A 24,302-nucleotide genomic window follows, 5' to 3' on the forward strand; every position below is an offset into this window, starting at 1 on the left:
AGCTGAAGTCGCTTCCTTGCTCAAATACGGTGTTATCATCGTATCAACCTTGCCGATTATCGCGGTCTACCCATTCTTGCAGCGTTACTTCGTTCAAGGGGTAATGATCGGTTCCGTCAAAGGTTAAGAATCAACCATCTTACGTGTTAATAACTTAGGCTTATGCCTCTGCTTATTCATACTAGTCTTACTTCGATTCAGAACTAGCAATTAGGAGGTCTTGAAATGATGAAAGGAAAGAAGATCGTCGCACTGCTCTTGTCTTTGACATTGTGTGCTTCCCTGCTTGCAGCATGTGGAGGTAAATCTTCCGAAAGCAGCGCAGGAGTAGAAATCAACAAAGAAGGTTACCCAATTGTAAACGAACCGCTTACGATGACGGTTATGGGTCCAGATATTGGTGTTACAAAATGGGACACGATGCCTTTCTTTAAAACAATGGAAGAAAAAACAGGCATCAAGCTTGAGTTCCGCAACGCACCAAACGATAGCTTTGAAACAAAGCGCAACTTGGTACTCGCTAGCGGCGACTACCCTGATATCTTCTTCGGCGGACAATTCAAAGCTGCTGATGAAGTAAACTATGGTGGACAAGGCGTATTGCTTCCACTTGAAGAACTTATTGATCAACATGCACCAAACATCAAAAAGATCTTGGATGAGAATCCAGACATTCGCAAGTCCATTACAACACCAGATGGCCACATCTACACGCTTCCTAAGATTGACTTGAATGCTGTATGGTATATGGGTCCATTGTGGTACAATGGTGAATTCCTAAAAGCACTTGGCTATGACAAAGTGCCGCAAACAACAGATGAGCTTTACACATACTTGAAGCGCGTGAAGACAGAAGATCCAAACGGTAATGGTAAAGCGGATGAAATTCCACTCACATCTACGAAGCTGAACGACGGTGTTCGTATGTGGCTGATGGGCTCCTTCGGCATCGGCTTGGAAGATATCTATGCTGATGATAACGGTAAAGTTCACTATGCTTACACAGCAGATGGCTACAAAGATTATCTGACATTCTTGAACAAGCTCTGGAATGAGGATCTCTTGGATCATGAGACATTCTCTCAAACAGACGAGCAAAAGAAAGCTAAAGGTAAAAACAATCAAGTTGGTCTTGTTCAAGACTACTATGCATACTTCACATACGGTGGAGAGCCAGGAGACAAGCATCCAATGTTCCAACCGGTTGCTAGCGAGATCGCAGGCACACCTGTAGCTGCGAAGCATCCAGGTCTTGCAAAAGGCGCGTTCGCAATTTCCAGCACGAACCCATCTCCTGAAGCAACGATTCGTTGGATCGACTACCTGTACTCTACAGAAGGTGCAGAAATGATGGCTAAAGGTCCACAAGGCATGCTGTGGGATTATGTAAACAAAGATACTCATGAGAAGAAATGGCTCGATACGCCAAACGGCGAAGATCGTGAAGAATATCGCGGTACATTGACGCCAGACTATGGTGTTGTCGTACCAGGTATCGTTAATGAAGAAGTGAACAACGGCTTCACAAACGATTTTGACAAATGGATTACAAAAGAAAATGAAGAAAAAATTCTTCCTTATGCAAAAGTACCGTTCCCTAGCGTATACTTGTCTGAGAGCGATCAACAACGTGTATCTGCGATCCGCTCTGATTTGAAAACTTATGCTGATCAAATGGAAGCGAAGTTCATCACAGGTCAAGAGCCGCTTAGCAACTATGACAAATACCTCGAAACAGCGAACAAAATGGGCGCTGAAGAAATGGTGAAGATCTATCAAGCTGCGTACGATCAGTGGAAACAAAACTAATCTGAACGCCTGTAGCGAATATCCCCGAGATGAGCCTATTCGTCTCGGGGATTTGTCTTCATAGGCTATAGTGATGGGAGGCAACAGGATGAACCGAAGTGGAATGCCGGAACCAAACGGCACGTTTAACCCGAAGCATTATGTTTGTTATCGCGCGGAAGGTCCTTTGGAGCTCGATGGACGTCTCGATAAGCCATTCTGGGAGAATGCGCCTTGGACAGATGATTTTGTCGATATCGAAGGAGATTTGAAACCGCATCCATGGAAGCGCACGCGGGTAAAGATGCTTTGGGATGATGAGTATATGTATTTTGGAGGAGAGATGGAAGAGGACGAGATCTGGGCGACGTTGACAGAAAGAGATTCCGTTATCTTCTACGATAATGACTTCGAAATCTTTATTGATCCAGATGGAGATACACACAACTACTATGAATTTGAGATCAATGCCTTGAACACGGTGTGGGATCTTATGCTGCCAAAGCCTTATCGCGATGGCGGACCGCCGATTAACGGCTGGGACATTCAAGGCCTTAAGACAGCCGTTCATATTGAGGGCGTGCTGAATAATCCAGAGGCGAGCAATAAGAAGTGGACGCTTGAAGTGGCAATGCCGTGGAGCAGCTTGAAGGAAGCGGCCTTTGAGAGCCGCAAGCCTCATGCAGGAGAGTATTGGCGCGTTAATTTCTCGCGTGTGGAATGGCATGTCGATATTGTGGACGGTCAGTATGTGAAGCGGCTTCATCCAGAAACCAATCGCTCGCTTCCAGAGGAAAACTGGGTATGGAGTCCGCAGGGCGTTATTAATATGCACTACCCTGAAATGTGGGGCGTTGTGTGGTTCTCGGATCACAATGTTAGCGATATCTCTAATACAGAGGAAGTATTCATTCTTCCACGAGACGAACAAATCAAGTGGGAGCTTCGAAAGCTGTACTATCGTGAGCGCAATTATTATGAGGCTCATGGCAAGTTCACGAGCTTATTCGATGAGCTCAGCGGTGAGGATGAATGGAGCATTGAACCGATCATTGAGGTTACAAGCGGTTTGTTCCAAATTACCGCAGCTGCTGCTGAGGACGGCAAGAGCAAATGGGTGATTCGAGAAGACGGAAAGACATGGCGTGAAGCCTAAATATTATCCAAATCTAAGGTGGGATGATCATGAGTGCAACGATTCAAGAAGGCATCAATATGGATGTGCTTGAAGGGAAATGGCAGCAAAAGCGTAAATGGGGAGAAAAACGTGAGGCACAGCTGTTCGCCGCGCTTCAAACCGCAAATCCACCATTAAATGAAGAAGAGGAACGTTTGTTAAAGCATTTGTTTACGTATATGCCAATTCATGATCTGGCAAACTGCGATGGAGAGTTCTTCGTCAAGCATGTCCGTGATTCACTGAAGACGCGTGAGGAGACAGCCTGGGGCCGCAAGATTCCAGACTATATCTTTGTCAACTTCGTGCTACCATATCGCGTGAATAACGAGAACGTAGACAACAGCCGCGAAGTAATTCGTGAAGAGCTGATGAATCGCGTGAAGAACTTGTCGATGAAGGAAGCGATCCTCGAGGCCAACTATTGGTGCCACGAGAAGGCAACCTATATCGGCACGGATATGCGCACAGTATCTCCGCTTACGATTATGCGTACAGCGTTAGGCCGCTGCGGCGAGCAATCGACGTTAGCGGTAGCAGCACTCCGCAGCGTAGGGATTCCAGCTCGCCAATGCTATACGCCGCGTTGGGCGCATAGTGACTCTAACCATGCATGGGTAGAAGCATGGGCTGATGGTGAATGGTATTTCTTTGGCGCTTGTGAGCCGGAACCTGTATTGAATGAAGGCTGGTTCCGCGCACCATCCACTCGCGCAATGCTCGTAAATACGCGTGTAGCTTCGGATTACACAGGTCCAGAGGAAGTATGCTCCGATCATCCATGGTGGGCAGAGATCAATTTGCTCGATAACTATGCGCATACGAAGAAGATCACGGTAAAAGTAGTAGATGAAGCAGGCGTTCCAGCAGCTGGAGCAATTGTCGGCTTCCAGGTGTACAACTATGCGCAGTTTTATCCGATTGTGGAGAAGAAGACGGAAGCGAACGGTGAAGTCATTCTTACTACAGGCTTGGGTGATTTGCTGCTCCACGTACGCAATGAACAAGGCTATGGCTTCTCGAAAATATCGGTAGCAGATGCTGAGACTTTCGAGGTTGTGCTGTATCGCCAGCCTGAGCTGCCTGACCATGTGGATTGGGATATGGCTGCGCCTGCTGGACATAACAGCGATTCAGAGGTACAAGTATCCGACGAAGAGCGTCAGAAGCATGAAGCGAGAGTGAAGGAAGGCGTGGCGATTCGCACTGGCTTTGAGGCCACCTTCTGGAATGAGGAGAAGAGTGCGGCGCTTGCGAAGGAGCTACAGCTTCCAGCTGATCGCGTTGCGCATGTTCTGATTACCGCTAAAGGCAATGGCGATGAGATTGCAGCCTTCCTGAAGGAGAACAAGGTTCATGGCGAATGGCCGCTTCGTCTTCTGGAATCGGTTCGTGAGAAGGATCTGCATGATACGTTCCGCGATTCTTTTACGGATCATTTGGAAGGAGCACTGAAGCATACGGCTTATCAGGATAACAAAGAGCTGTTCGATACTTATATTTTGAACCCGCGTGTGTACTTTGAGATGATTGCACCTTACCGTGCTTTCTTCCAAACGACGATTGATCAAGTGGATCAAGCGAACTACCATGAGGATCCTGCCCGTCTTGTAGAGCGCTTGAAGAACGATATTGAGATTGTGGAGCAAGTGGACCGTTATGCGGGTATGGGAATGCCAGTCGGCACGTTCCAGATGAAGGTTACCGATAGACAGAGCCGCGATATTTGCTTTGTTGCGATGGCTAGAAGCTTCGGCATTCCAGCTCGTCTCGAGCCGTTCAATCTGAATGCCCAATATTGGCATGAAGGACAATGGCACGATGCTGCTTTTGAAACCGATACGGCGAAGCATGAAGAGATGTATGCGAAGGGCACATTGTTCTTTGACGAAGTGAAGCAGGATTCCGATCAAGTCGCTGCTTATTCTCAAAACTTCACGGTAGCTAGACTGGAAAATGGCCAGTATCGTACCCTGACGATTCCATTTGGCAAGAAGGATGTGTACAACAAGCCATTTGAAGTGCTGACAGGACAATATCGCCTTACAACAGGTACGCGCTTAAGCAGCGGCGATGTACTCGTTCGCTGCAGTTTCTTCACGGTTGAGGCAGGACAAGAGGTTCATGCTCCGCTGATCTTCCGTGCGGAGCAAGTGCAACTGCCGGTGCTGGGTCAATTGACGGATGCGGACTTGTCCAAGTTCCCTGGTGCGGAAAAAGCGATCTCCATTCCAGCGTCTGGCGCTGTGTTTGCTTGGCTCGACCCGGAGCGCGAACCAACGAAACACTTGCTGCGCGAGCTTCGTGAGCTGAAGATCGAGCTCGACAGCTGGGGCGGCCCGATTCACCTGCTTGTTGGCGACGACAAGATCATGGGTGAATTGGATACGAAGGGCTTGCCTAGCGGCGCGGCTTATACGATGGATATTGGCAATGCCTTCTCTAAGCAGATTCAAGCTGCGATTGCCGATATTCGTGCCAATGAGCTGCCGCTTGTTGTGGTGGTGGATCATGAGGCGCAAGTTCGTTACATCTATGAGGGCTACAAGCTCGGCATCGGTGCGGACATTTTGAAAACGGTCATGAACATGAAGTAGGCAAGTTGAAAGGTCGTGTCCTTTTAATCTTATAGAACATAGTCATTCTTTTCATTGCGTTTTTTTGTGAGAAATGCGGATCTTATTACAAATAAAAATGTAGATATCCGTGAGGCACAAGCTTCACGGATATCCCATCTTACTGGACAATTAAACTTAACACAGGCGTATAGACATCAGGAGGGTGCGGAAATGTCAGTCGATCATATGCAGCGTAAAGACATGGAACGAATCTACGCTGGCATCAGTCCGTTTGAACTCGAAGGAAAATTAGTTCACCTATGTGATCATCAAGTCAAAAAGAAAGTGAAGCAAATGCTGAATGCGGGGCGCGGGAATCCGAACTGGATTGCAGCAACACCGCGCGAGGCTTTTTTTGCCTTAGGGCAGTTCGCAGTTGAGGAGAGCCGCCGCACATGGAGTGCCGGTGATCTGGCAGGCATGCCGAAGAAGCCCGGCATCGCGGATCGTTTGCAGCAATATGTGGATGCACATCGTAATGTCGAAGGTGTAGAAGCCCTTGAGAAGATAGTGCAGCATGGGATTACAAGCTTGGGCTTCGATCCTGACAGCTGGGTCCATGAGCTTACCGACGGAATCATTGGAGACAACTATCCAGTGCCAGGACGCATGCTCGTCCACACCGAGAAGACCGTGAAGGCCTTCTGGCAGCAGGAGCTGTGCAGTGATGTGCCGCTTGGAGATTGTGATATGTTCGGAGTTGAAGGCGCGACCGCTGCGATCTGCAATATCTTCAGCACGTTTATCACGAACCGTCTGCTTTCGCCAGGAGACCGCATCGCGATCATGGTTCCGGTCTTCGTGCCTTATTTGGAGATCCCGCACTTGCCGCATTATCAATTTGATATTGTGGAGATTCATGCGAACGGCAAGCTTGAAGACGGGTCCCATAGCTGGCAGTATCCCGATGAAGAGCTGGAGAAGCTGAAGGATCCTAGCATTAAAGCATTGTTTGTGGTTAACCCAAGCAATCCATCCTCTGTAGCCATGGCGCCAGAATCGGTGGAGAAGCTCGTGTCAATCGTAAAGCAGCATAATCCTAACTTGATGATTATAACGGATGATGTGTATGGCAACTTCGTACATGATTTTCGTTCTTTGATGACGTACCTTCCGTACAACACGATTGGTGTATACTCCTATTCCAAGTATCTGGGCGTCACGGGATGGAGACTTGGGGTAGTCTGCATTGAGAAGCATAATCTTTATGACCGCTTGATTCAGGAGCTGCCTGACGAAGTAAAGGCTGTGCTGAACGAGCGCTATGCACCGCTTAATCCAAACCCTGAAGAGATTACCTTTATGGAACGGCTGGTGGCGGACTCGCGTTCTGTGGCATTGAACCATACGGCGGGCCTTTCTACGCCGCAGCAGGTGCAAATGGCCATTATGTCGGTCTTCTGCTTGCTCGACCACGAGCATGGCGATACGTACAAGCAGCAAACGATTGAGATTTGCCGCCGCCGCTTGAAGCTTTTCTACGAGGGACTAGGTTTGGAGATTCCGAAGGAGTCGTACAGTGCATCCTACTATTCCGAGTTTGATGTGCTGAACTGGGCATTGAAGGCACATGGCGAGGAGTTTGCGGCTTATCTCAAGGATACATACAAGCCGCTTAATATCTTGTTCCGTCTAGCTGAGCGATCCAGCGTCGTTCTAATCGGCGGCAGCGGCTTCCATGCGCCTGAATGGTCAGTGCGCGTATCTCTCGCGAACCTTCACGACGAAGCCTACCCTGAGATCGGGAAAGCACTGAGGGAAGCTCTTCATAGCTATGTCGAGGAATGGAAGCAGAGCCGTGAGCATGCTGCTAAAGCAGAAGAGCTTGTCACAATGCCGTAAGATCTTTAATGAAACATAGCCATTAAAAGGCTAAAAGGGGCGTCCCCTGTTAAACTGTACCCTATCGAGTAGACACTTCAAAAAAAGTCTCTCGATAGGGTACTTTTATTTATAACAGCTAGATTAGAATGGGGAATTTGAAATGAGTAAGAAATATTTATAGATATTGAAATTGAGCTGCTGCGAACAATCCTTACGTGAAATCCGTTTCTTTTAAGGCAATTACGTACTCGGATTCCTCTGACGCTTCCGCGGGGAGAAGTGGTATAGTTGGAAGCTGATCTAAGGCATATTTTCAGGATTGAGAATTAGGCTAGCCAGCTGTTTACGAATTACTACATATGAGTTAGGTCTGGACTGTTGACCCTCAGTGAGGGAGGCAGTCCTTTTTTTCTTATAGTGAAAATGAGAACTTCTTAATCCAGTATTATTGTGATAAACTCTCTCTATATCCAATATATGACTTTTTGTTGGCGTAAAGAAAGGAGGGAGATGCGATTGGATGTGCAGAGGAGTGTAATGGATTTCATTCGAATATGGTAAATGAATGAGGAGGATTTATTTTATGAAAAATCGGCCCACGAGTGTAAAGATCGTTTACTGGATGCAATGGATAGGGTTATCCATCTATGGTGTGCTTATCATATTGTTTGGCTCTTTTTTTATTTCTGGAGGCTCTTCCTGGGAAAGCTTTAAGGATGGATTGTTAGGAAATGCCCTAGGCATTCATGCTCAAGAGTTCAATGCGGAATATTTTGGCATGCTTGTTGGCAGAATGTTCATCCCGATATGCTTGCTGCTCATCAGTTTATGGAGTATAAAAAAGTACATGTTCAAAACATTGGTCGCTTCTACAATCATCCATATGTTGTTCTCGATTGCTCAGCCTCTGAAACTTCTTCTATTGGTCGTTACCCTCATCTTAGTGCTAATAAAGAGGAGCAGAAAAGATTTACAGGAAATCTATTCGTATAGTCATGAGACTTCAAACCAATCATCATAAGCTTTTATCTACATATTAAAGCATCTTCTATATTATTAATTTGTTTTATACGAAGGGATATTAAGACTCATTTGATTCATTCGAATTATCCCTTGCCATTACTTTAATAGAGAAAGAAAACTTCGTGGTAAAGACAGCTATGTGTATTCCTAATGCCGGAAACGGCTGCTGCGTTATACTCGGAGGTGTCCCGTGAACGTTCAAGCGGATCCAAATAAAATCGAAGAACTCTCGCAGCAATTCAAGCGCTGGAGAAGAGAGCTGGAATCGAGCCATGTTCAGATGACCAATGTGGCGAATCGTACCGCTGGTTCTGCTAGGTCCTCTTATTCTGAGGATGGCGGGGTGCGGAGCGCAGCCTATCAGGTAGAACGATTGGCGCAAGAGATACAGCGCGAGGCTCGGGAACTGGTTGGTAGATTAGAGGAGCAATCCCAGCTGCTGTATCAGGCAGCAGGCGAGTACAGGCAGCTGGAACGCGAAGCAGAGCGCAGGCTTCAATCCGCAGAGTCTTCTCGGTTGCCCACAGCGTTAAAGCGATTTATTTCTCATGGGCTGCTCGCTGGCAGTGGGGCTCTAGGGCCAATGAGTGTTCAGATGCTGCCAGCGATGAAGCAATTGTATCGCATTATGGATCAGACCTCCTTTGTCAGGAGGCTGATGGATATGCTGTTGTCCAAGCAGGTGGCTGCTGTCCAAGCTGACCCTATGGTTGCCGAATGGCTTCGCGCCTTGACCAATGGTACATCAGAAGAGAAGGAAGCGGCTCGCTTAAAGCTCTCTACGATTGCGATGTCCTTGACAGCGATCAAGGAAGCCCAGCAGGAATATAGCATATACCAATATTTCGGACGCTTTGGCTATATGGACGAAGCGCATGTGCGAGCGAATGAAGCAAGAGAGAAGCTGCATGCACTAGGGATTGATGAAGCGTATTATAATGAACAAGTCAAGCTAGGGGGAGCGAATCTCCTTGATGCGCTGGAAGCCTGCCGCTACAATCCGCTGAAGGACGACGGATCGCCGATGCCGGAGCAAGCAGAGCTGCTCGCTTACATTCAGCAGGTCATAGCTAAGGGGCAGGTAGATCCTCTGGATGCCTTGCAGTTTCAACTGCTGGAGGAGAAGCTAAGAAAAATAGCAAGCGGGGAGCTTCCACCAACTCATTTGCCAGATGGGACGCTGATTGATGAGAACAATAAATGGAACAAGATCACCTTTGCCTATTTTGAAACATACATCAAGCATGAAGGAATGGAAGCGCCGCTTACCTACTATGACAGCTGGGTAAAAGAAACGTATGGCAGAACGAAATGGGAAGGGTTCGTCAAGACATCTGGAGAAGTGACGATGGGCTTTACAAAAGGCTTGCTTACCGGCATCATTGAAGGCATCGTCGATACCGCGGGATTGGCTTATCAACTGGTTGTAGACCCTCAACAGGTGGGGCAGGACATGCTATATGCAGCAGAGTACCTCATACAGAACCCAGACATGGTGGTTGAAGCGGCTAAGCAGATGTATGCGAACTTCGAAAGTGCGTCGCCTGAGGAAAAGGCGGAAATGCTTGGGAATGTGTCCTCCATCCTCGTTCCAGGATTGGGCGTGACCAAGGCTGGCAAAGCGGCGAAGGTGCCGGAAGCTTTAACCGGCATGACCCAAGCGGTAAAGAACATCGATTGGCGCTCAACGTTCACTAAGCCGCAAGATTGGTTAAGGGGCTTGCAAACCAATCGATATCTTGCCACATTTGAAGGGATTGCTATAAAAGTCCCTGATGAGCCACATTCTTCAATTATGAGGGTGGATGCAGGTGATGGGAGGAGGATTGAGGGGACGCCAAAAGCTAACTTGGACAAAATTAGAGAAACTGCGCCGGATTATTATCAGGATTTAATGGATAAGTATGGTGATAAGGGAACTTATCATGCTAGAACACCAGATGAGTATGAAGATTTGGCAAGAGACCCGGACCATAATTTTAACATTGATGACAAAACTAGAATAGAACGACAGGCTGGGCTTGAATTAGAGGTTAGAGGAGACCTTACGGCGCCAATTGTACGTGATCCAGTTACGGGTCGAGGTGAGTTTATCGATGGAAATGGACAAGTGTGGGATGTAAAGGGATTTAACTCAAATTTCCCTCCAAAGAAAGGTGGGTTTAGATTAGATAAGGCAATGGCAGATATTGAAGATGAATTAAGTAAGGGAGAAAATGTTATTCTTGATACCACTAAATTATCCCAAGATCACATTGAGCAATTAAAAAATGCTATAAGTACAATGGAGTGGAAGGGAAGAATCCGTTGGTGGCCTTAAATGGAAAGAGGGGGGATAATGGATGTTATCTCAACAAGAACTAAATAAAATGATTGAGGATCACCAATTATGGATCATTGAATCAAAATCTAGAGGTACACAATTGCATTTAGAGGATGCAACTTTAATTGAATTGGATTTAGTTGATAGGAACTTAACAGATGTGGTACTTGTGGGCTCAACATTACAGAAATGTTTATTAACCAATACTGATTTTTATTATTCTAATCTGGCATCAATAAATTTTTTAGAGGTCAGTATGAATGGCGTAATTTTGACAAAGTCAAATTTGGATTACTCAATATTTAAGAAATGTGAAGCCACTAACTCTAAGGTTATAAAAGCTACGTTTTATGAATCTGTAGTAGAGGAAGTGAATTTTTGTAATTCTAGTATGATGAAAGCGAGGTTTATGCATTCTAACCTAAAAGATGTAAAATTTATAAATTGTGATTTATCGAGAGCATCTTTTAGGAATTCCATTCTTCAAGATGTAGACTTTACTGGTGCTGATTTATCTGAAGTAGATTTATCCAACGTAGAGATAAACAATGTTATTTTTAATGGGGCTTTTTACAATCATAAAACTATTTGGTCTGATAATATTAGTCTAGAAAAAATGGGAGCTATTTTCAAAAAAGATTAGAATTGGGTCCTTGTTAAAAATCTTATGTAGACCCGTTTACAATCCCAACAACAAGATCGTACAATACAACCAACAAACCAAACACTAGCTGATTCAAACACTTGATAAACTATCAAAAGCTCTTTCCAACTTGAAATATGAGTAGGAAAGAGCTTTTTTGTGTGCAGGAGCTGAATGACATGGCGAAACGAGAACAGAAGTACAATAGGTGGGATTGATTGCACAGGCACAAGCAGAGTAAGAGAAGCTTATGGATGAAATTCGTAGTTACTGTCAGCAAGCGAGTTAAGATGGCGGATAATAGTTACTGGAGATTTAGATGTAGTTACAACTGATGATATTATTGATTTTAAAAAATCATTGAAGGTAATCACTAAAATAATTCATTCATGAGCAGGGTACTCTAAACCAATTAATGAGCTGCTTCGCTTCTATGACCATATTTTATGATTGACTCTGAAAGGAGCATTCCTCTTATGATCGTTCGCTTCGGCTATGTCGCCATGTCTATGATAGTTCAAAATAGTTCTCCTTCGAGGACCATGACCTATGCTACATTCAGCAAGATACCAGACCGAGAGGCGGCTATGCAAAGAGTGATCCGCATCGCTGAAGAGAACCTTCATAATACGCTCCGTCTGCTTAAGCACAACAACGCTCACGATATTCATCTCTACCGGATGTCCTCGAAGCTGATTCCACTCGCTACACATGATGAGCTGCTTGGCCGCTTCGATCCTTATACGGCTTTGGCGGAGCCTTTTCAAGCGATTGGCCGCTACGCGAAGGAGAAAGGAATGCGTCTGTCCTTTCATCCGGACCATTTCACTGTCTTGAGCACGCCTCGGCCAGAGGTGTTAAGCAAATCCATTCAGGACCTGGAGCATCATGTAAAGATGCTTGAGACAATGGGGCTTGATGCCCGTGCCAAAAACAATATTCATGTTGGAGGGGCATATGGGGATAAGCGCACAGCGGGAAAGAGATTCAGTGCGAACTTTCAGGCGCTTCCTGAACGAATCAAGAGCCGCATAACCCTGGAGAACGATGATAAGACGTTTAATGCGCTTGAGACGCTTCAAATAGCAGAGGCCCTTCAAGTACCGATGGTGCTCGACATTCATCACCATGAGGTGAATCATGAAGGCGAAACGATTAAAGAACTATGGCCGCGAATTCTTAAGACTTGGGAGACTCCATTCGCGCAAGCGGATTCCACTCCGGAAGATCCGCTGCCGCCGAAGATTCACGTTTCAAGCCCTAAAAGCGAATCGGATCGCCGTGGACATGCCGACTTTGTTAAGGCGAGGCCGTTGCTTCATTTTCTTAAGGAAATTGCACCTTATACCAAGCGGCTTGATGTGATGATTGAGGCAAAACGCAAGGACGAGGCCCTATTCCAGCTTGTTCGTGAGCTGATCTCTTACCAGGATGAAGGGGTTAGCATCGTGGATCAAGCGACCTTGCTCGTTGAAGGATAGTTTGAGATGTGGTATTATGATCTGGTACTAATATGGAGGGTCGATGATTGAAGCTTTTGTGATTTTTGGATGCAATTCCTTGATTCTCCTTCAAAAATACGATACGTTGATTTCAGTGAAGGCCATCATGCAGTCTAGATCAATCGAGAAGAGCTTGTGAAGCTCTATCGTGGACATGCTATTGGTGGGTGAGAGGAGGATATTCGAAGCATGACTCAAGTATTAGCAGGTAAGAATATCATCGTGATGGGAGTCGCGAATGAACGCAGTATCGCTTGGGCGATTGCACAATCACTTGCAGCCCAGGGAGCAAGACTTGCTTTCACTTATGAAAGCGAGCGTGTAGAGGGTCGCGTGCGCAAGCTCGCAGATACGATCCCTAACTCCGTCCTCCTTCCATGTAATGTAACCGTGGATGAGGATATTGATAACCTCGCACAGCACTTGAAGGAAGAATTCGGTGTTCTGCATGGTATCGTGCACAGTATTGCGTTTGCAAATACGTCTGAGCTTGAGGGCATGTATGTCGATACTTCCCGTGCTGGTTTTGCGCTTGCACATGATATTAGCGCATATTCTCTAGCTGCAGTTGCACAGCGCTTGTATCCGCTCATGACTGAGGGCGGCAGCATCATGACGATGACGTATCTTGGTGCAGAACGTGCGCTTAAGAATTACAACGTTATGGGTGTTGCGAAAGCTGCGCTTGAAGCTTCTGTTCGCTACCTAGCCAATGACCTTGGTCCATTCAACATCCGAGTGAATGCGATCTCTGCTGGACCTATTCGCACCCTTGCTGCTAAAGGAATTGCGGATTTCAACTCCATCCTTCGCGAAGTGGAGCAAAAAGCACCGCTTCGTCGTACGACAGAGCAAGCAGAGGTGGGCGACACCGCGATGTTCCTGATGAGCCCATGGTCACGCGGCATTACAGGAGAAGTCATCTATGTTGATGGCGGCTTCCACATAGTTGGGGTTTAAACCCATTTTGCAAAATGGATCAATCCGCCTTGTTATGTCAGATAAACTGCATATTCAAGGCGGATTTTTGTATACTTAACCTTGAGTGTACCTCGTGCATTAGACCTTCTCCATTTACGATGATCTTCACAGAATACAGGCGAATTCCATGAAACTTCACTTGGTAGGAAGCGTATAGTAAGAGAGTAACTTTGGATGATCATAAGAAAGAAAGTAGAGTGAAGCGAGTGAGCAATGAAGAGAATATTCCTTATGTTGTAACGGGTAAGAGTTATACAGCAGTCGCAATCAATTGCGCAGCGAAGGCAGGAGAATGGATCAAGACCCGACTCGGACAATTCACCTCGTTGAATATAAAGTCGTCGCTATCTGATCTTGTAACAGAAGTGGACAAGGGAGCAGAGATCATGATTCGCAAGCTGATCATGACCCACTTCCCTCATCACGCGATCTTAGGGGAAGAATCGGTTGACCCTGGTCGAGATGCATCTGAACAAGCCTTGAAGGAAGCTCAGGAGGAGGAATATCTATGGATCGTTGATCCGATCGATGGAACGACGAACTTTGTACATGGATTTCCTTTCTTCTCAGTATCCATTGCATTGGCGCATAAAGGCGAGGTTATTGTAGGGGTCATCTATGATCCCATGCGCGACGAGCTGTTCGTAGCGGAAAAAGGAAAGGGTGCTTACGTTCATGGCAAGCGCATGCAGGTGGCAAAGGATCCAACCTTAAGCGACAGCTTGATTGCAACAGGGTTTCCGACCGAGCGAAGCTCTGCCCTTCCTAACAACCTGGCTAGCATCGTGGCTTTGGCGCCTCAAGTGCGCAATATTCGCACGGCTGGATCTGCCGCATTGTCGATGGCATATGTAGCAGATGGTCGCTTAACCGGCTTCTATGAATGGAATCTGAATGCTTGGGATATGGCTGCAGGCAGTCTTCTGATTACAGAGTCTGGTGGACGGGTAACAGATATTGAAGGCAACCCGTATCACCTAGGTGTGCGCGATGTCGCAGCTTCCAATGGACCTATTCATGAACCGCTGCTAGCCGTGCTTAACGTAGCAGCATCACAACGCTAATCGCATACCTCAAGGTTCCAGCGGGAAAGCTGAATCTTGTGAAGGAGGCTATACGATGAACAAAGTGAACCAAGAGCATGAAGATCATCTTCCGAACGATCCTGATCAAAAGGATTCTACCCCTTTAGAAGAGCAGATTCACAGCTTGCTGACAGAAGGGGAGATGGAAACCGAGGAGAAGGATGAGGCCGTGCGAAGACGAGTCATTCCTCGAACAGAGATCCGTATTCAGACGACAATGGATCCGATTGTAGAAGAGACGCTCAAATTCAGAAGCATGGCACGGGAAGTGGACAACCGATATGATCGCTATATGGAGAGAGCAAATACAGGAAAAAGTGATCAGGATTAGGTTAGCCGGCTAAGACTTCATCCTATCCTGAACGTAATACATGATCGTTGTGTTAATACTAATACACGGTAAGTGGAGCACATCATTTCACTATTTAACGAAATACACGAAAAAACTGACTCTAGGCAATCTGGAGTCAGTTTTTATTTTTCGGTATTTTCTTACTGGCTAACCTGTTTCAAAGCATTCCTTAGCCTCTTGTGTATCGAGTTGAAATTGGTATTCATGAGGAACCTGCTTCGTAGAGAGGAAGAACAAGGTTTCAACGGGCACATGTTTGTCCTCTAAACTTTTCTGCAAATGCTTAGCTTGTTGCTCAAAAGAGTCCGAATTTCCATCGCTCAAAAAGGTTGGCGGAAAGTTCGCTGTAACTTGACGGCTTGTCGAAGCTTGATTCACCTCTTCGCTGGTCGCCCAATCTGATGTTCCAGATTTATCTCCTGCCACAAATGAACCTCCGTGAGTCCAGATGACGGTCGGATATTTTTTGCGTTTGTCTTCTTTCGGCAAAAAGATAAAAGGCTTAGGAGATACATTAACAGCAATGATTCCTCCTACGGCAGCAATCAGGATAAGGGCTGCTATCCCACCTAAAACAGATCTTAGTATATTCAAAGCTGCTCCACTCCCTTTACACGATCTGAAAAGGTTCAGCCGTCATTTGATTTCATTTCAGACTGAATGCGTTATCGGCATCATGTAATGTGACAATTAGAACAAATAGTTTTATGCCGCACTCCTGATTCCTTTTCCACAGTCGAATAATGCTTATTATGATTTTACAATAAACAGATTAGAAGAAAAAACACCCAGTACTTGGGTGCTCCTTCGCCTTTAACTTGAGCTAGTGATTAATATAGATATAGCCCTTATGCCTAGAATGGATAAAGAAAGCCCCATCTTGGCGGGTCTTTCTTTATCCATTATGTTAGGCTCGTTCATGCTGCAACTGAACTTATTCAGCAGCAGGTGCCAAATAGATCGCCTGGCTGCCCATCTGTTCCCAGCCTCGCTTGAACGCCTCGCGCTTGATCTTCTTCGCCCTGCCGAGCGGATCGTGGACATACACGTAGGTGGAATCATAGCCTGTCACCAATAAAGAGTGCATATAATAGGTGATTTGGATCTTTCCCGACGGGGTTTGCCATGTCTGCCAAGCAGATGCAGGTACAGCATCGTACAAGGTAGTATGAATCACCCATACAGGCGAGCCTTGCCCAACCGTCCACAGCAAATGATCAAAGGACGTTCCGGTAATGTCGAGAACGCGCCCAGGCGCATATTTCTCTGCTAATTCGGCAATAGGCTCATGATACACGCCTAATCCCGGATTCTTGAAAGTATAGATGTCGCCCACGAACCCGTCATGCGGATTGCCAAAGGAAGTGACGCCTCCTGATTTCGCATATGGTGTAGGGTCGCGCCTGATATTCTTGGCAAGCTCCATCTTATCGACTTTAATTCCATCATGCTGAAGCAGCATGGCGAGGGCTGTGACCTCGCAGCCGCGAGGCAGCTCAGGCAGCTGCAGAATGAGCGGAGCACCACTGTTGTGAATAGAAGCGGGCGGCTCCTTCGTTGGATCCCATAATGTATGCTCTCCACGATAGAGGACCGTGCGTCCTGGCGTTTTACGTGCATAAGCAACAGCCTCAGACCATGTCTTAAATAAAGCCATATAACGTCCTTGCATATCTACGGAGTAAGGACCGTATGTATCATAGGCCAGGTTGGCTGCCAATTCGGCACGCCATTCCTCCCATTGTTCGTTCGATGGCGAACGCTCCTTCTTGGACAGCAGGACGACCCCATCATGGACCTGCATATAGCGTCCAAAGGCCTCGCTTGTTTTTCGCAGAGGAATGTAGGTAAGCCCTCCCTTAACCTCTGTCTTTGAACGGTCGAACTCGATATTGCCTTCATCGGACAGGAGCTTTACGCTTCCTGTATCCGCGTTATAAGACATCGTGGTATCTAGACGCTTCGCTAAGAAGCGCGCGGGAACAAAGGTTTCCCCTTGTGACATATAAGGTGCTGCATCCTTCACGGTATCGTCGACCGGGACGAGATATCGCCCGTGGCGAGCCGTTTGGCTGTAGTGCATTAGAACCAGATCATCTGATGGCATGGAAAATGAAAATGCAGGGAGCTGGTCTTCGTCAACGAACATCAAAGAGAAGGGCAGCACACATACCGCAAGTAAAATACAAAAAAGAAGCCATTTGTTCAAAAGTCGAATACGGCGTGACACGTGTTGAAGTTCCTCCTTGACGATCTTACTCTTAAAACCTATATATCGGCATAAAGTCTTAAATTGTTTATTTTCCGTCAGTTCCATTATAACCCGTATCGATTGGGAATGGGGGAGCGTGACATATGACAATAATATTCGTGACTTCTGTTGTTGGATCAATGGGGGCAAAATGCTATAATAATGAGACGTAAGCGTTATCTTTCGCATAGTAGGTATCGCGTAAGATTTCGCTGTTTGGTTAGATAGATGAACAGACATAAGAGAGTTAGGTACGGAGGGCGAGAAACGTTATGACACGAATTGGTGCAATCGAAGGCGGCGGAACGAAGTTCGTCGTAGGTGTGGGTACTGTAGATGGTCAAATTGAAATGGTGGAATCATTCCCGACGACGACACCGGAAGAGACAATGGGCAAAACCGTTGAATTTTTCCGCGACAAAGGCGTAAGTGCGATTGGCTTCGGTTCTTTCGGGCCCGTTGATTTGAATAAGCAAAGCGCAACCTATGGACATATTGCGAAGACACCAAAGCCTCATTGGAGTGGTTATGATGTTGTCGGACATTTGAAAAAGCATTTTGATGTTCCGATCGGCTTTGACACAGACGTAAATGCTGCAGCACTTGGCGAAGCGACTTATGGAGCGGCTAAAGGATTGAACAGCTGTTTATATATCACGATTGGAACTGGCATCGGGGCTGGTGCGGTTGTAGAAGGCAAGCTCGTGCACGGCCTTACGCATCCTGAGATGGGCCATATCATTGTGCGCCGTCATCCTGAAGATGCGTACGAAGGCAAATGCCCTTATCATGGGGACTGCCTAGAAGGGCTTGCTGCAGGTCCAGCGATTGAAGCACGTTGGGGCGTGAAGGCTTATGAATTGGCTGAGGATCATAAAGCATGGGAATTCCAAGCTTATTACATTGCACAAGCGTTGATGAACTACATGCTCATTATTTCTCCTGAGAAGATTATTCTTGGAGGCGGTGTATCGAAGCAGCGTCATTTGCTGCCGCGCATTCATGACGAGCTCCGCAAGCTGCTGAATGGATATGTCGATCACCCCGCTATTCTTGAGCATGCGGATTCCTACATTGTAACGCCAGGACTCGAGGATCGTGCAGGAATTACAGGTTCTTTGGCACTTGGGGTGCAGGCGCTAAACCAAGCGTAAGACGAGGCTTGAAAAAGTTATCGTTCACACCGATAAATTGAAAGCTGATCAAGGTCATTCCTTGTTCTAAAAAATGAATGGGGTAGCCGCAGTTGAAGCAACAGAACGAAGCCGTTCTGACCTTCGACTGCGGCTATTTTTGCATCCTGAGACATCCTCAACTACCACATATGATCAAGAGGGAATACATCGTAACTCCCCGCTACTCATCAATAGGTCATCGATATCATCTATGTAAGAATGACTCTGAATGAAATGTAAACTTATTTTAAATTAAATAAAGTTAACGATTGTCAGGGGGTTGGGATTAAGATAAAATAGTCAAATGAAATGTTAACTTAATAAATATATTAAAGGTTTACGTTTGTTCGAGGAAGGTGATGATTCGATGCAGACTATGATTACGTCTGGTGAATCAAGCGTTTATTGTAGAGGTGTGTTTATCACATCTACGGGGACCGAGCAGGGCAAAACGATGCTGGCTTCAGGCATCGCCGCCTGGTGGCAAGCTGAATCTGGAGAAGTACCTGGGGTATGGAAGCCGGTACAGAGTGGCGTGCAGTGGGAAGAGCCGGCTGCAGACAGTTATCGATTGAAATGGGGTGGTGGGTTAACGCATCTGAATGAGCGCGATCTCGTCACCCTTACCTTTGCTGATCCGTTGTCGCCTTACGCAGCAGCACAACGAAAGGATCTCGAGATAGACTTTTCAGCTTTGGCTGCTGAAGGGACAGCTCGAATAGCAGAAGAAAGGCCGCTTGTCGTTGAGGGAGCAGGAGGCGTTGCAGTCCCCTTTACGAAGACAAGCACAATGACGGATCTGGCTTTTATGATGAAGCTTCCCCTGCTGATTGTAGCGAATCCGCTGTTAGGCACGATCAGTCATACGGTAACAGCGATTGAATATGTAAGATCGAAGGGGATTCAGGATGTTGCGGTGATTATGGGAGGCCTGCCTCCTGAGGAGAACAGCCGCGAGCTGGAATGCCAAGAGAATGCAGCGATTATATCCGGCATGACTGAGGTGCCGATGTTGGGCCGAATGCCTTGGCTGCCGCAGCCTAAGATTCACGATCCAGAAGGATGGAGCCAGTGGCGAGCGGAGTGGATATGCCTTATGAAGGAGAATTCACCTCTGTGTCAATGGCTTAAGTCTCGTCTGGGAAAAGGCGCGCTGTAATCTTCATTTTGACAATGATGATGGATCACGATTTACGCAAACAGCCAAGAAGAAAAAAATAGATCATGGAATTCACGTTGAGCTATGAGGAGGAACGAGGATGACAAAGGATTCTATCCAAACCATCGAACAGAGCATGAATGTGGATTGGCAGCAGTTAGCGCTCAAAACACTTCAAGGAGAGCTGATTACAAAGGAGGAGGCGCTTCAAGTCCTTCAGGCAGATGATGATGAGTTGTTGGCCGTCATGGATGCGGCGTTTCGGATTAGAAAGCATTATTACGGCAAGAAGGTTAAGCTGAATCTGATCGTGAATGCGAAGAGCGGCCTATGCCCTGAGGACTGTGGCTACTGCTCACAATCGATCGTATCCAATGCTCCGGTCACGAAGTATCCCCTGTTGGAAAAGGATGTACTGGTCGATGGTGCAAAGCGGGCTATGGAGCTGCAAGCAGGCACCTATTGCATCGTTGCTAGCGGCAGAGGTCCAACCAAGCGAGAGTTGGAGCAGGTTACCGCTGCTGTAGCAGAGATCAAAGCGACGATGCCGCTTAAGATATGCGCATGCCTAGGCATTTTGACAGACGAGCAGTCCAAGCAATTGAAGGAAGCGGGTGTGGACCGCTACAATCACAATTTGAATACAAGCGAGGATCATTACGCACACATTACGTCCACACACACCTATGAAGATCGCGTACATACGGTAGAGCAGGCAAAGCAGTCAGGCATTTCTCCATGCTCAGGTGTCATTATTGGGATGGGAGAGACGGATGAGCAGCTTGTCAACGTCGCGATGGCACTTCGGGAGCTTGATGCTGATTCGATTCCTGTTAATTTTCTAAATGCAATTCCAGGCACTCCGCTCGAGCAGCTGTCCAATCTGAATCCAAGACGCTGTCTAAAGGCGCTTGCGATGTTCCGCTTTGTATGCCCGACGAAGGAGATTCGAGCATCCGGGGGACGCGAAGTCAACCTGCGAACCATGCAAGCTCTGGCCCTGTATGCAGCCAATTCGATCTTTATCGGTGATTACTTGACGACAGAAGGTCAGGAGGCAGCAGCCGATCATGCCATGATCGAGGACATGGGATTTGAAATCGAGACCTGCGCCCTATAGAACGATGAGGATCGGGGTTAATTGCAGATTCATTGAAAGAATCTTCTGTCCTTGCGGTAGCTAAGGCATTCTGGTCCCCATTTTATAAAGGCATGGATTAGGAAGAAGGCGGTATGGTGCAAAGAAGGATAAACAGCAAAGTGGATAGCAGGTTCCAATCACAACAGCCTGATCTAGATCCAACAGGTTCATCACGCTATCCATGGATGGAGCGTTCGCTTCAACAACTGAAGGGATGGTCTCGTCTTCGCGAGCTTCATGAGACGAGCTGGTCTGAAGGCGGCTATGTCATGCGTGAAGGGCGACGATTATTGAATCTCGCCTCCAATCATTACTTGGGATTGTCGCCATGGCTGGAGGACTATATCGAGCAGATTAGAGAGCTGATCGCTGCCGGCGGAGAACCCTATATACGCATGGGCAGCGGGGCATCCCGGTTAATCTCGGGCCATGATCCTCAGCACGAGGCGCTGGAAGCGGAGCTCGCTTTGTTTATGGAACGAGAGCGAGTCTTGGTGTTTACGAGCGGCTATATGGCAAATGTCGGCGTTATCCAAGCCTTGGTTGGGCGGAATGATGCCGTGTTTAGCGATCGGCTTAATCATGCCAGCATCGTCGATGGCATTCAACTGAGCAGGGCAAAGCACTATCGCTACCCGCACCGAGACCTCGAACGGCTGGAGAACATGCTGAAGAGCTGGTGCGAACAGCATCCAACAGGCCGTGCTTTGATTGTTACCGATGCCATCTTCAGCATGGACGGAACAAAAGCTCCTCTGCCTAAGCTAGTGGAGCTTAAAGAGCGATACGGCGCCATGCTTATGGTTGATGAAGCTCATAGCATTGGAGTGTACGGGGATAAAGGAAAAGGGCTTGCCTATCAAGAGGGGCTGCATCAACAAGTGGATGTTATCATGGGGACACTTGGCAAGGCCTTTGGGCTTGAAGGGGCATTTGTTGCTGCTGATGGTGTCGTGGTTGATTATTTGATCAACCATGCGCGCACGTTTATATACAATACGGCGATGCCGCCGATGATGGCGGCTATGCTAAGAATCCGCCTTCGCGAGGTGCAAGAGGCGGCTCCTTCTCGCAAGCGCTTGATGCAGCATGCCAATCTGCTGAGAGGGTTGCTGCAAGAGAGAGGCTTTGATACAGGCGAAGGAGACAGTCATATCGTGCCCGTCCTTCTGGGCGATGATCGGCACGCGGTCAAGGTTAGCGAGGCGATTCTTCAATCCGGTATCGCAGGGATTGCGATACGACCGCCAACGGTGCCCCAGAATGAGGCGCGTATTCGATTGACGCCCATGGCCATTCATACGACAGAGCAGTTAACCTACGCATGCAATCAGTTCATTCAAGCGGTGGGGAGAGGAGGAGCACCGGAATCGGTCCTTATTTCTTGATTGGAGGTGGGCGGGTATGACAGCACATACGATGGTCTGGATACACGGATGGGGAACCTCCTCATCGATCTGGCAATCAGAATCACTTGTATCTCTACTGGAGAAAAAGGGTTGTACCTGTACACTTATTACAGTGTCCTTTGCCCATTGCCATACAACGGATGAGATGCTCAACGGCATCATCGAGGCTTTTGACCAAGCAAGCCTGTTGGAGCAGCCATGGCACGTTATGGGCTGGTCTCTCGGAGGGATGCTTGCGATCGATGCCTTAACACGCTGGCTAGCGAAATCATGCGCTGCTTCCGACGTCTCTAAAGTGTCAATGCTGCCGCCAGCAAGCTTTATAGCGGTTGGCACGACGGCCTGCTTCGTCGATGAAGCAGGAAGAACAGGATGGCGGCCAAGGGTGCTTGAGCGCATGAGGCGCAAGCTGCTGCGTGAGCCTTCTCAGGTGATCCTGAATTTTACGGAGCTCTTTTGGTCTGAGAAGGAGCGCGAGGCGCAAGCGTACATGCATTGGCGGTCAACCGTTGAGGAGATCGTGAAGCATCCCGACTATTCGGCAGAGGGCTTGGAAGCAGGGCTTATCTATCTGATGGAAGCTAGTCTCCACGAAGCGCTGGCTGATCTCAAGCGGATCATCCCTATTCTGTGGATACATGGCAGTCACGATGCCATATGTTCCATTGCTGCTGTGGAGCATGGAGATGCAGCTTCTTCCGTTAATTTGAGAGTGATACAAGGAGCGGGACATGTTCTATTTATGACGAGCAGAACAGAGTGGGATACCATCTTGTTAGGCTGGCTGATGCATGGTGCAAGAGGTGAGGGAAACGTTGAATATTGAACAAATCGATAAGCACACGGTCAAAAAGAGGTTCAGCCGCCATGCGCACGAATATGATCGATATGCGGATGTGCAGAAGGACATGGCGCAGGAGCTAATGGAGATACCGCTCTTGCTGCAGAAGCTAAGGCAGTGGAACCACAATGGACAGTCCGTCAAGGTTCTTGATATCGGCTGTGGTACAGGGCTGCTGTCTTTACGGTTGCTTGAGCATATTCCTCATGCGCGAATTACGCTGCTCGACTTATCCGAACCGATGCTTAAGGAAGCAATGCGTAAGCTGCTTGACTCCGGTCTTCCGGCCTCGCATATTCAAGTGGTGGAGGCAGATGCGGAAGCTTGGCTTAAGGATGAGCAGGACTCCGCTTATGATGTAATCCTATCAAGCGCTGCGCTGCAGTGGTTTCATAAGCCTGGCATGGCGCTGGAGCAAGCCGCAAAACGGCTTCGTCCCGGTGGTGTGCTGGCTGCTGCTGCTTTTTTGCCGGGTAGCCTTTATGAGCTTCATGATTCGTGTGCAAAGGCTGATCTAGCATTAGGAGAGTCCGTACAGGAGAGAGGCCAATCCTATCTATCGCTGAAGGAGCTTCAAGACGCTCTGTACAAGGCGATCAATAGCAATCATAGCTGCAATAAAATAAAAACAAATAACAGTCCTGCTAGTTATGCATGCAGCAAATCGCTGCAATATGAATATGAGGACGTTCATGAGCTGCTTCATCATATTCGCCGCATTGGAGCGGGCAATGCATTATCCTCTCGTCCCCACACGGTATCTCGGCGCTGGCTTAGGGAGATGACTTTATGCTACGAGCAGCAATACTCTGGAACAACTGGGACAAAGGTTCGAGCAACCTATCAGATCGGTCTGCTTGCAGCGACAAGATGACGATAAGACAGACTTTGAAGCCTAGACATCAGATTCATTTTCATAAAAAAAGGGTATATCTTTATGATCACTATTGTGCAAGATATCGTCATTAGTGGTAACCAATGTACGAGATAAAGATGGATCTCAATCAAGG

19 protein-coding genes and 1 pseudogene are annotated in these 24,302 nt (G+C 47.3%); 18 read left to right on the forward strand and 2 right to left on the reverse strand.

From position 1 onward, the window contains the following. From I2H74_RS21175 to I2H74_RS21230, 12 genes and pseudogenes are all read left to right on the forward strand, one after another. Positions 1-127, forward strand: a pseudogene (locus tag I2H74_RS21175) (carbohydrate ABC transporter permease); the annotation flags it as partial. 98 nt (positions 128-225) lie between these two features. Then, positions 226-1,809 (forward strand): extracellular solute-binding protein, encoded by a 1,584-nt coding sequence (locus I2H74_RS21180; protein WP_195576243.1) that lies wholly within the window; start codon positions 226-228, stop codon positions 1,807-1,809. An 88-nt stretch (positions 1,810-1,897) separates the two neighbouring features. Beyond that, the gene (locus I2H74_RS21185) at positions 1,898-2,944 is read left to right on the forward strand and encodes a carbohydrate-binding family 9-like protein (RefSeq protein WP_195576244.1); all 1,047 of its coding nucleotides are present in this window, start codon (positions 1,898-1,900) and stop codon (positions 2,942-2,944) included. 29 nt (positions 2,945-2,973) lie between these two features. Next, positions 2,974-5,562 carry a transglutaminase-like domain-containing protein gene (locus I2H74_RS21190; RefSeq protein ID WP_229106916.1) on the forward strand — a complete coding sequence of 863 codons (2,589 nt, stop codon included), beginning with the start codon at positions 2,974-2,976 and terminating at the stop codon, positions 5,560-5,562. A 192-nt stretch (positions 5,563-5,754) separates the two neighbouring features. Further along, positions 5,755-7,425 carry an aspartate 4-decarboxylase gene (aspD, locus tag I2H74_RS21195; protein WP_195576245.1) on the forward strand — a complete coding sequence of 557 codons (1,671 nt, stop codon included), beginning with the start codon at positions 5,755-5,757 and terminating at the stop codon, positions 7,423-7,425. Positions 7,426-7,990: 565 nt separating this feature from the next. Then, a complete protein-coding gene (locus I2H74_RS21200; RefSeq protein ID WP_195576246.1) occupies positions 7,991-8,428 on the forward strand; it encodes a hypothetical protein in 438 nt (145 codons plus the stop codon). Positions 8,429-8,620: 192 nt separating this feature from the next. Further along, positions 8,621-10,750: a WXG100 family type VII secretion target gene (locus tag I2H74_RS21205; protein ID WP_195576247.1), complete on the forward strand. Its 2,130-nt coding sequence runs from the start codon at positions 8,621-8,623 to the stop codon at positions 10,748-10,750. A 22-nt stretch (positions 10,751-10,772) separates the two neighbouring features. Then, positions 10,773-11,396, forward strand: a complete 624-nt coding sequence (locus I2H74_RS21210) for a pentapeptide repeat-containing protein (RefSeq protein WP_195576248.1) — start codon at positions 10,773-10,775, stop codon at positions 11,394-11,396. 476 nt (positions 11,397-11,872) lie between these two features. Next, positions 11,873-12,877 carry a UV DNA damage repair endonuclease UvsE gene (gene uvsE, locus I2H74_RS21215; RefSeq protein WP_195576249.1) on the forward strand — a complete coding sequence of 335 codons (1,005 nt, stop codon included), beginning with the start codon at positions 11,873-11,875 and terminating at the stop codon, positions 12,875-12,877. Positions 12,878-13,087: 210 nt separating this feature from the next. After that, positions 13,088-13,858, forward strand: coding sequence for an enoyl-ACP reductase FabI (gene fabI / locus I2H74_RS21220; RefSeq protein ID WP_195576250.1), 771 nt, complete (start codon positions 13,088-13,090; stop codon positions 13,856-13,858). A gap of 227 nt (positions 13,859-14,085) precedes the next feature. Continuing rightward, positions 14,086-14,943: an inositol monophosphatase family protein gene (locus tag I2H74_RS21225; RefSeq protein ID WP_195576313.1), complete on the forward strand. Its 858-nt coding sequence runs from the start codon at positions 14,086-14,088 to the stop codon at positions 14,941-14,943. 55 nt (positions 14,944-14,998) lie between these two features. Further along, a complete protein-coding gene (locus tag I2H74_RS21230; protein WP_229106918.1) occupies positions 14,999-15,295 on the forward strand; it encodes a hypothetical protein in 297 nt (98 codons plus the stop codon). Positions 15,296-15,463: 168 nt separating this feature from the next. On the opposite strand, the gene I2H74_RS21235 is transcribed toward I2H74_RS21230, so the two are convergent. Further along, entirely contained in the window at positions 15,464-15,910 is a 447-nt protein-coding gene (locus I2H74_RS21235) for a hypothetical protein (protein ID WP_195576251.1), read from the reverse strand. A gap of 340 nt (positions 15,911-16,250) precedes the next feature. Beyond that, entirely contained in the window at positions 16,251-17,546 is a 1,296-nt protein-coding gene (locus I2H74_RS21240; RefSeq protein ID WP_195576252.1) for a C39 family peptidase, read from the reverse strand. 293 nt (positions 17,547-17,839) lie between these two features. Between I2H74_RS21240 and I2H74_RS21245 the strand changes: the two genes are divergently transcribed. The 6 genes from I2H74_RS21245 to I2H74_RS21270 all read left to right on the forward strand — a co-directional run bounded on the left by I2H74_RS21245 (position 17,840) and on the right by I2H74_RS21270 (position 24,166). Next, positions 17,840-18,721 carry an ROK family protein gene (locus I2H74_RS21245; protein WP_195576253.1) on the forward strand — a complete coding sequence of 294 codons (882 nt, stop codon included), beginning with the start codon at positions 17,840-17,842 and terminating at the stop codon, positions 18,719-18,721. 388 nt (positions 18,722-19,109) lie between these two features. Continuing rightward, positions 19,110-19,901, forward strand: a complete 792-nt coding sequence (bioD, locus tag I2H74_RS21250; protein WP_195576254.1) for a dethiobiotin synthase — start codon at positions 19,110-19,112, stop codon at positions 19,899-19,901. Between the two features lie 100 nt (positions 19,902-20,001). Beyond that, positions 20,002-21,021 carry a biotin synthase BioB gene (bioB, locus tag I2H74_RS21255; RefSeq protein ID WP_324254128.1) on the forward strand — a complete coding sequence of 340 codons (1,020 nt, stop codon included), beginning with the start codon at positions 20,002-20,004 and terminating at the stop codon, positions 21,019-21,021. A gap of 113 nt (positions 21,022-21,134) precedes the next feature. Further along, positions 21,135-22,430, forward strand: a complete 1,296-nt coding sequence (locus tag I2H74_RS21260) for an aminotransferase class I/II-fold pyridoxal phosphate-dependent enzyme (protein WP_229106919.1) — start codon at positions 21,135-21,137, stop codon at positions 22,428-22,430. 16 nt (positions 22,431-22,446) lie between these two features. After that, positions 22,447-23,277: an alpha/beta fold hydrolase gene (locus tag I2H74_RS21265; protein WP_195576255.1), complete on the forward strand. Its 831-nt coding sequence runs from the start codon at positions 22,447-22,449 to the stop codon at positions 23,275-23,277. Continuing rightward, entirely contained in the window at positions 23,267-24,166 is a 900-nt protein-coding gene (locus I2H74_RS21270; protein WP_195576256.1) for a methyltransferase domain-containing protein, read from the forward strand. Before I2H74_RS21265 ends, I2H74_RS21270 begins: the two co-directional genes overlap by 11 nt. Positions 24,167-24,302 lie beyond the last annotated feature (136 nt).

It is taken from the genome of Paenibacillus sp. 1001270B_150601_E10 (genome assembly GCF_015558675.1).
GTDB lineage: Bacteria > Bacillota > Bacilli > Paenibacillales > Paenibacillaceae > Paenibacillus_B.

Excerpts from the sequence above, each read along its gene's own strand:
- I2H74_RS21190 (WP_229106916.1), top strand. The coding sequence starts at position 2,974 with ATGAGTGCAACGATTCAAGAAGGCATCAATATGGATGTGCTTGAAGGG.
- I2H74_RS21180 (WP_195576243.1), top strand. The coding sequence starts at position 226 with ATGATGAAAGGAAAGAAGATCGTCGCACTGCTCTTGTCTTTGACATTG.
- I2H74_RS21260 (WP_229106919.1), top strand. The coding sequence starts at position 21,135 with ATGGTGCAAAGAAGGATAAACAGCAAAGTGGATAGCAGGTTCCAATCA.
- bioD (WP_195576254.1), top strand. The coding sequence starts at position 19,110 with ATGCAGACTATGATTACGTCTGGTGAATCAAGCGTTTATTGTAGAGGT.
- I2H74_RS21265 (WP_195576255.1), top strand. The coding sequence starts at position 22,447 with ATGACAGCACATACGATGGTCTGGATACACGGATGGGGAACCTCCTCA.
- bioB (WP_324254128.1), top strand. The coding sequence starts at position 20,002 with ATGACAAAGGATTCTATCCAAACCATCGAACAGAGCATGAATGTGGAT.
- I2H74_RS21185 (WP_195576244.1), top strand. The coding sequence starts at position 1,898 with ATGAACCGAAGTGGAATGCCGGAACCAAACGGCACGTTTAACCCGAAG.
- uvsE (WP_195576249.1), top strand. The coding sequence starts at position 11,873 with ATGATCGTTCGCTTCGGCTATGTCGCCATGTCTATGATAGTTCAAAAT.
- I2H74_RS21230 (WP_229106918.1), top strand. The coding sequence starts at position 14,999 with ATGAACAAAGTGAACCAAGAGCATGAAGATCATCTTCCGAACGATCCT.
- I2H74_RS21200 (WP_195576246.1), top strand. The coding sequence starts at position 7,991 with ATGAAAAATCGGCCCACGAGTGTAAAGATCGTTTACTGGATGCAATGG.
- aspD (WP_195576245.1), top strand. The coding sequence starts at position 5,755 with ATGTCAGTCGATCATATGCAGCGTAAAGACATGGAACGAATCTACGCT.
- fabI (WP_195576250.1), top strand. The coding sequence starts at position 13,088 with ATGACTCAAGTATTAGCAGGTAAGAATATCATCGTGATGGGAGTCGCG.
- I2H74_RS21245 (WP_195576253.1), top strand. The coding sequence starts at position 17,840 with ATGACACGAATTGGTGCAATCGAAGGCGGCGGAACGAAGTTCGTCGTA.
- I2H74_RS21210 (WP_195576248.1), top strand. The coding sequence starts at position 10,773 with ATGTTATCTCAACAAGAACTAAATAAAATGATTGAGGATCACCAATTA.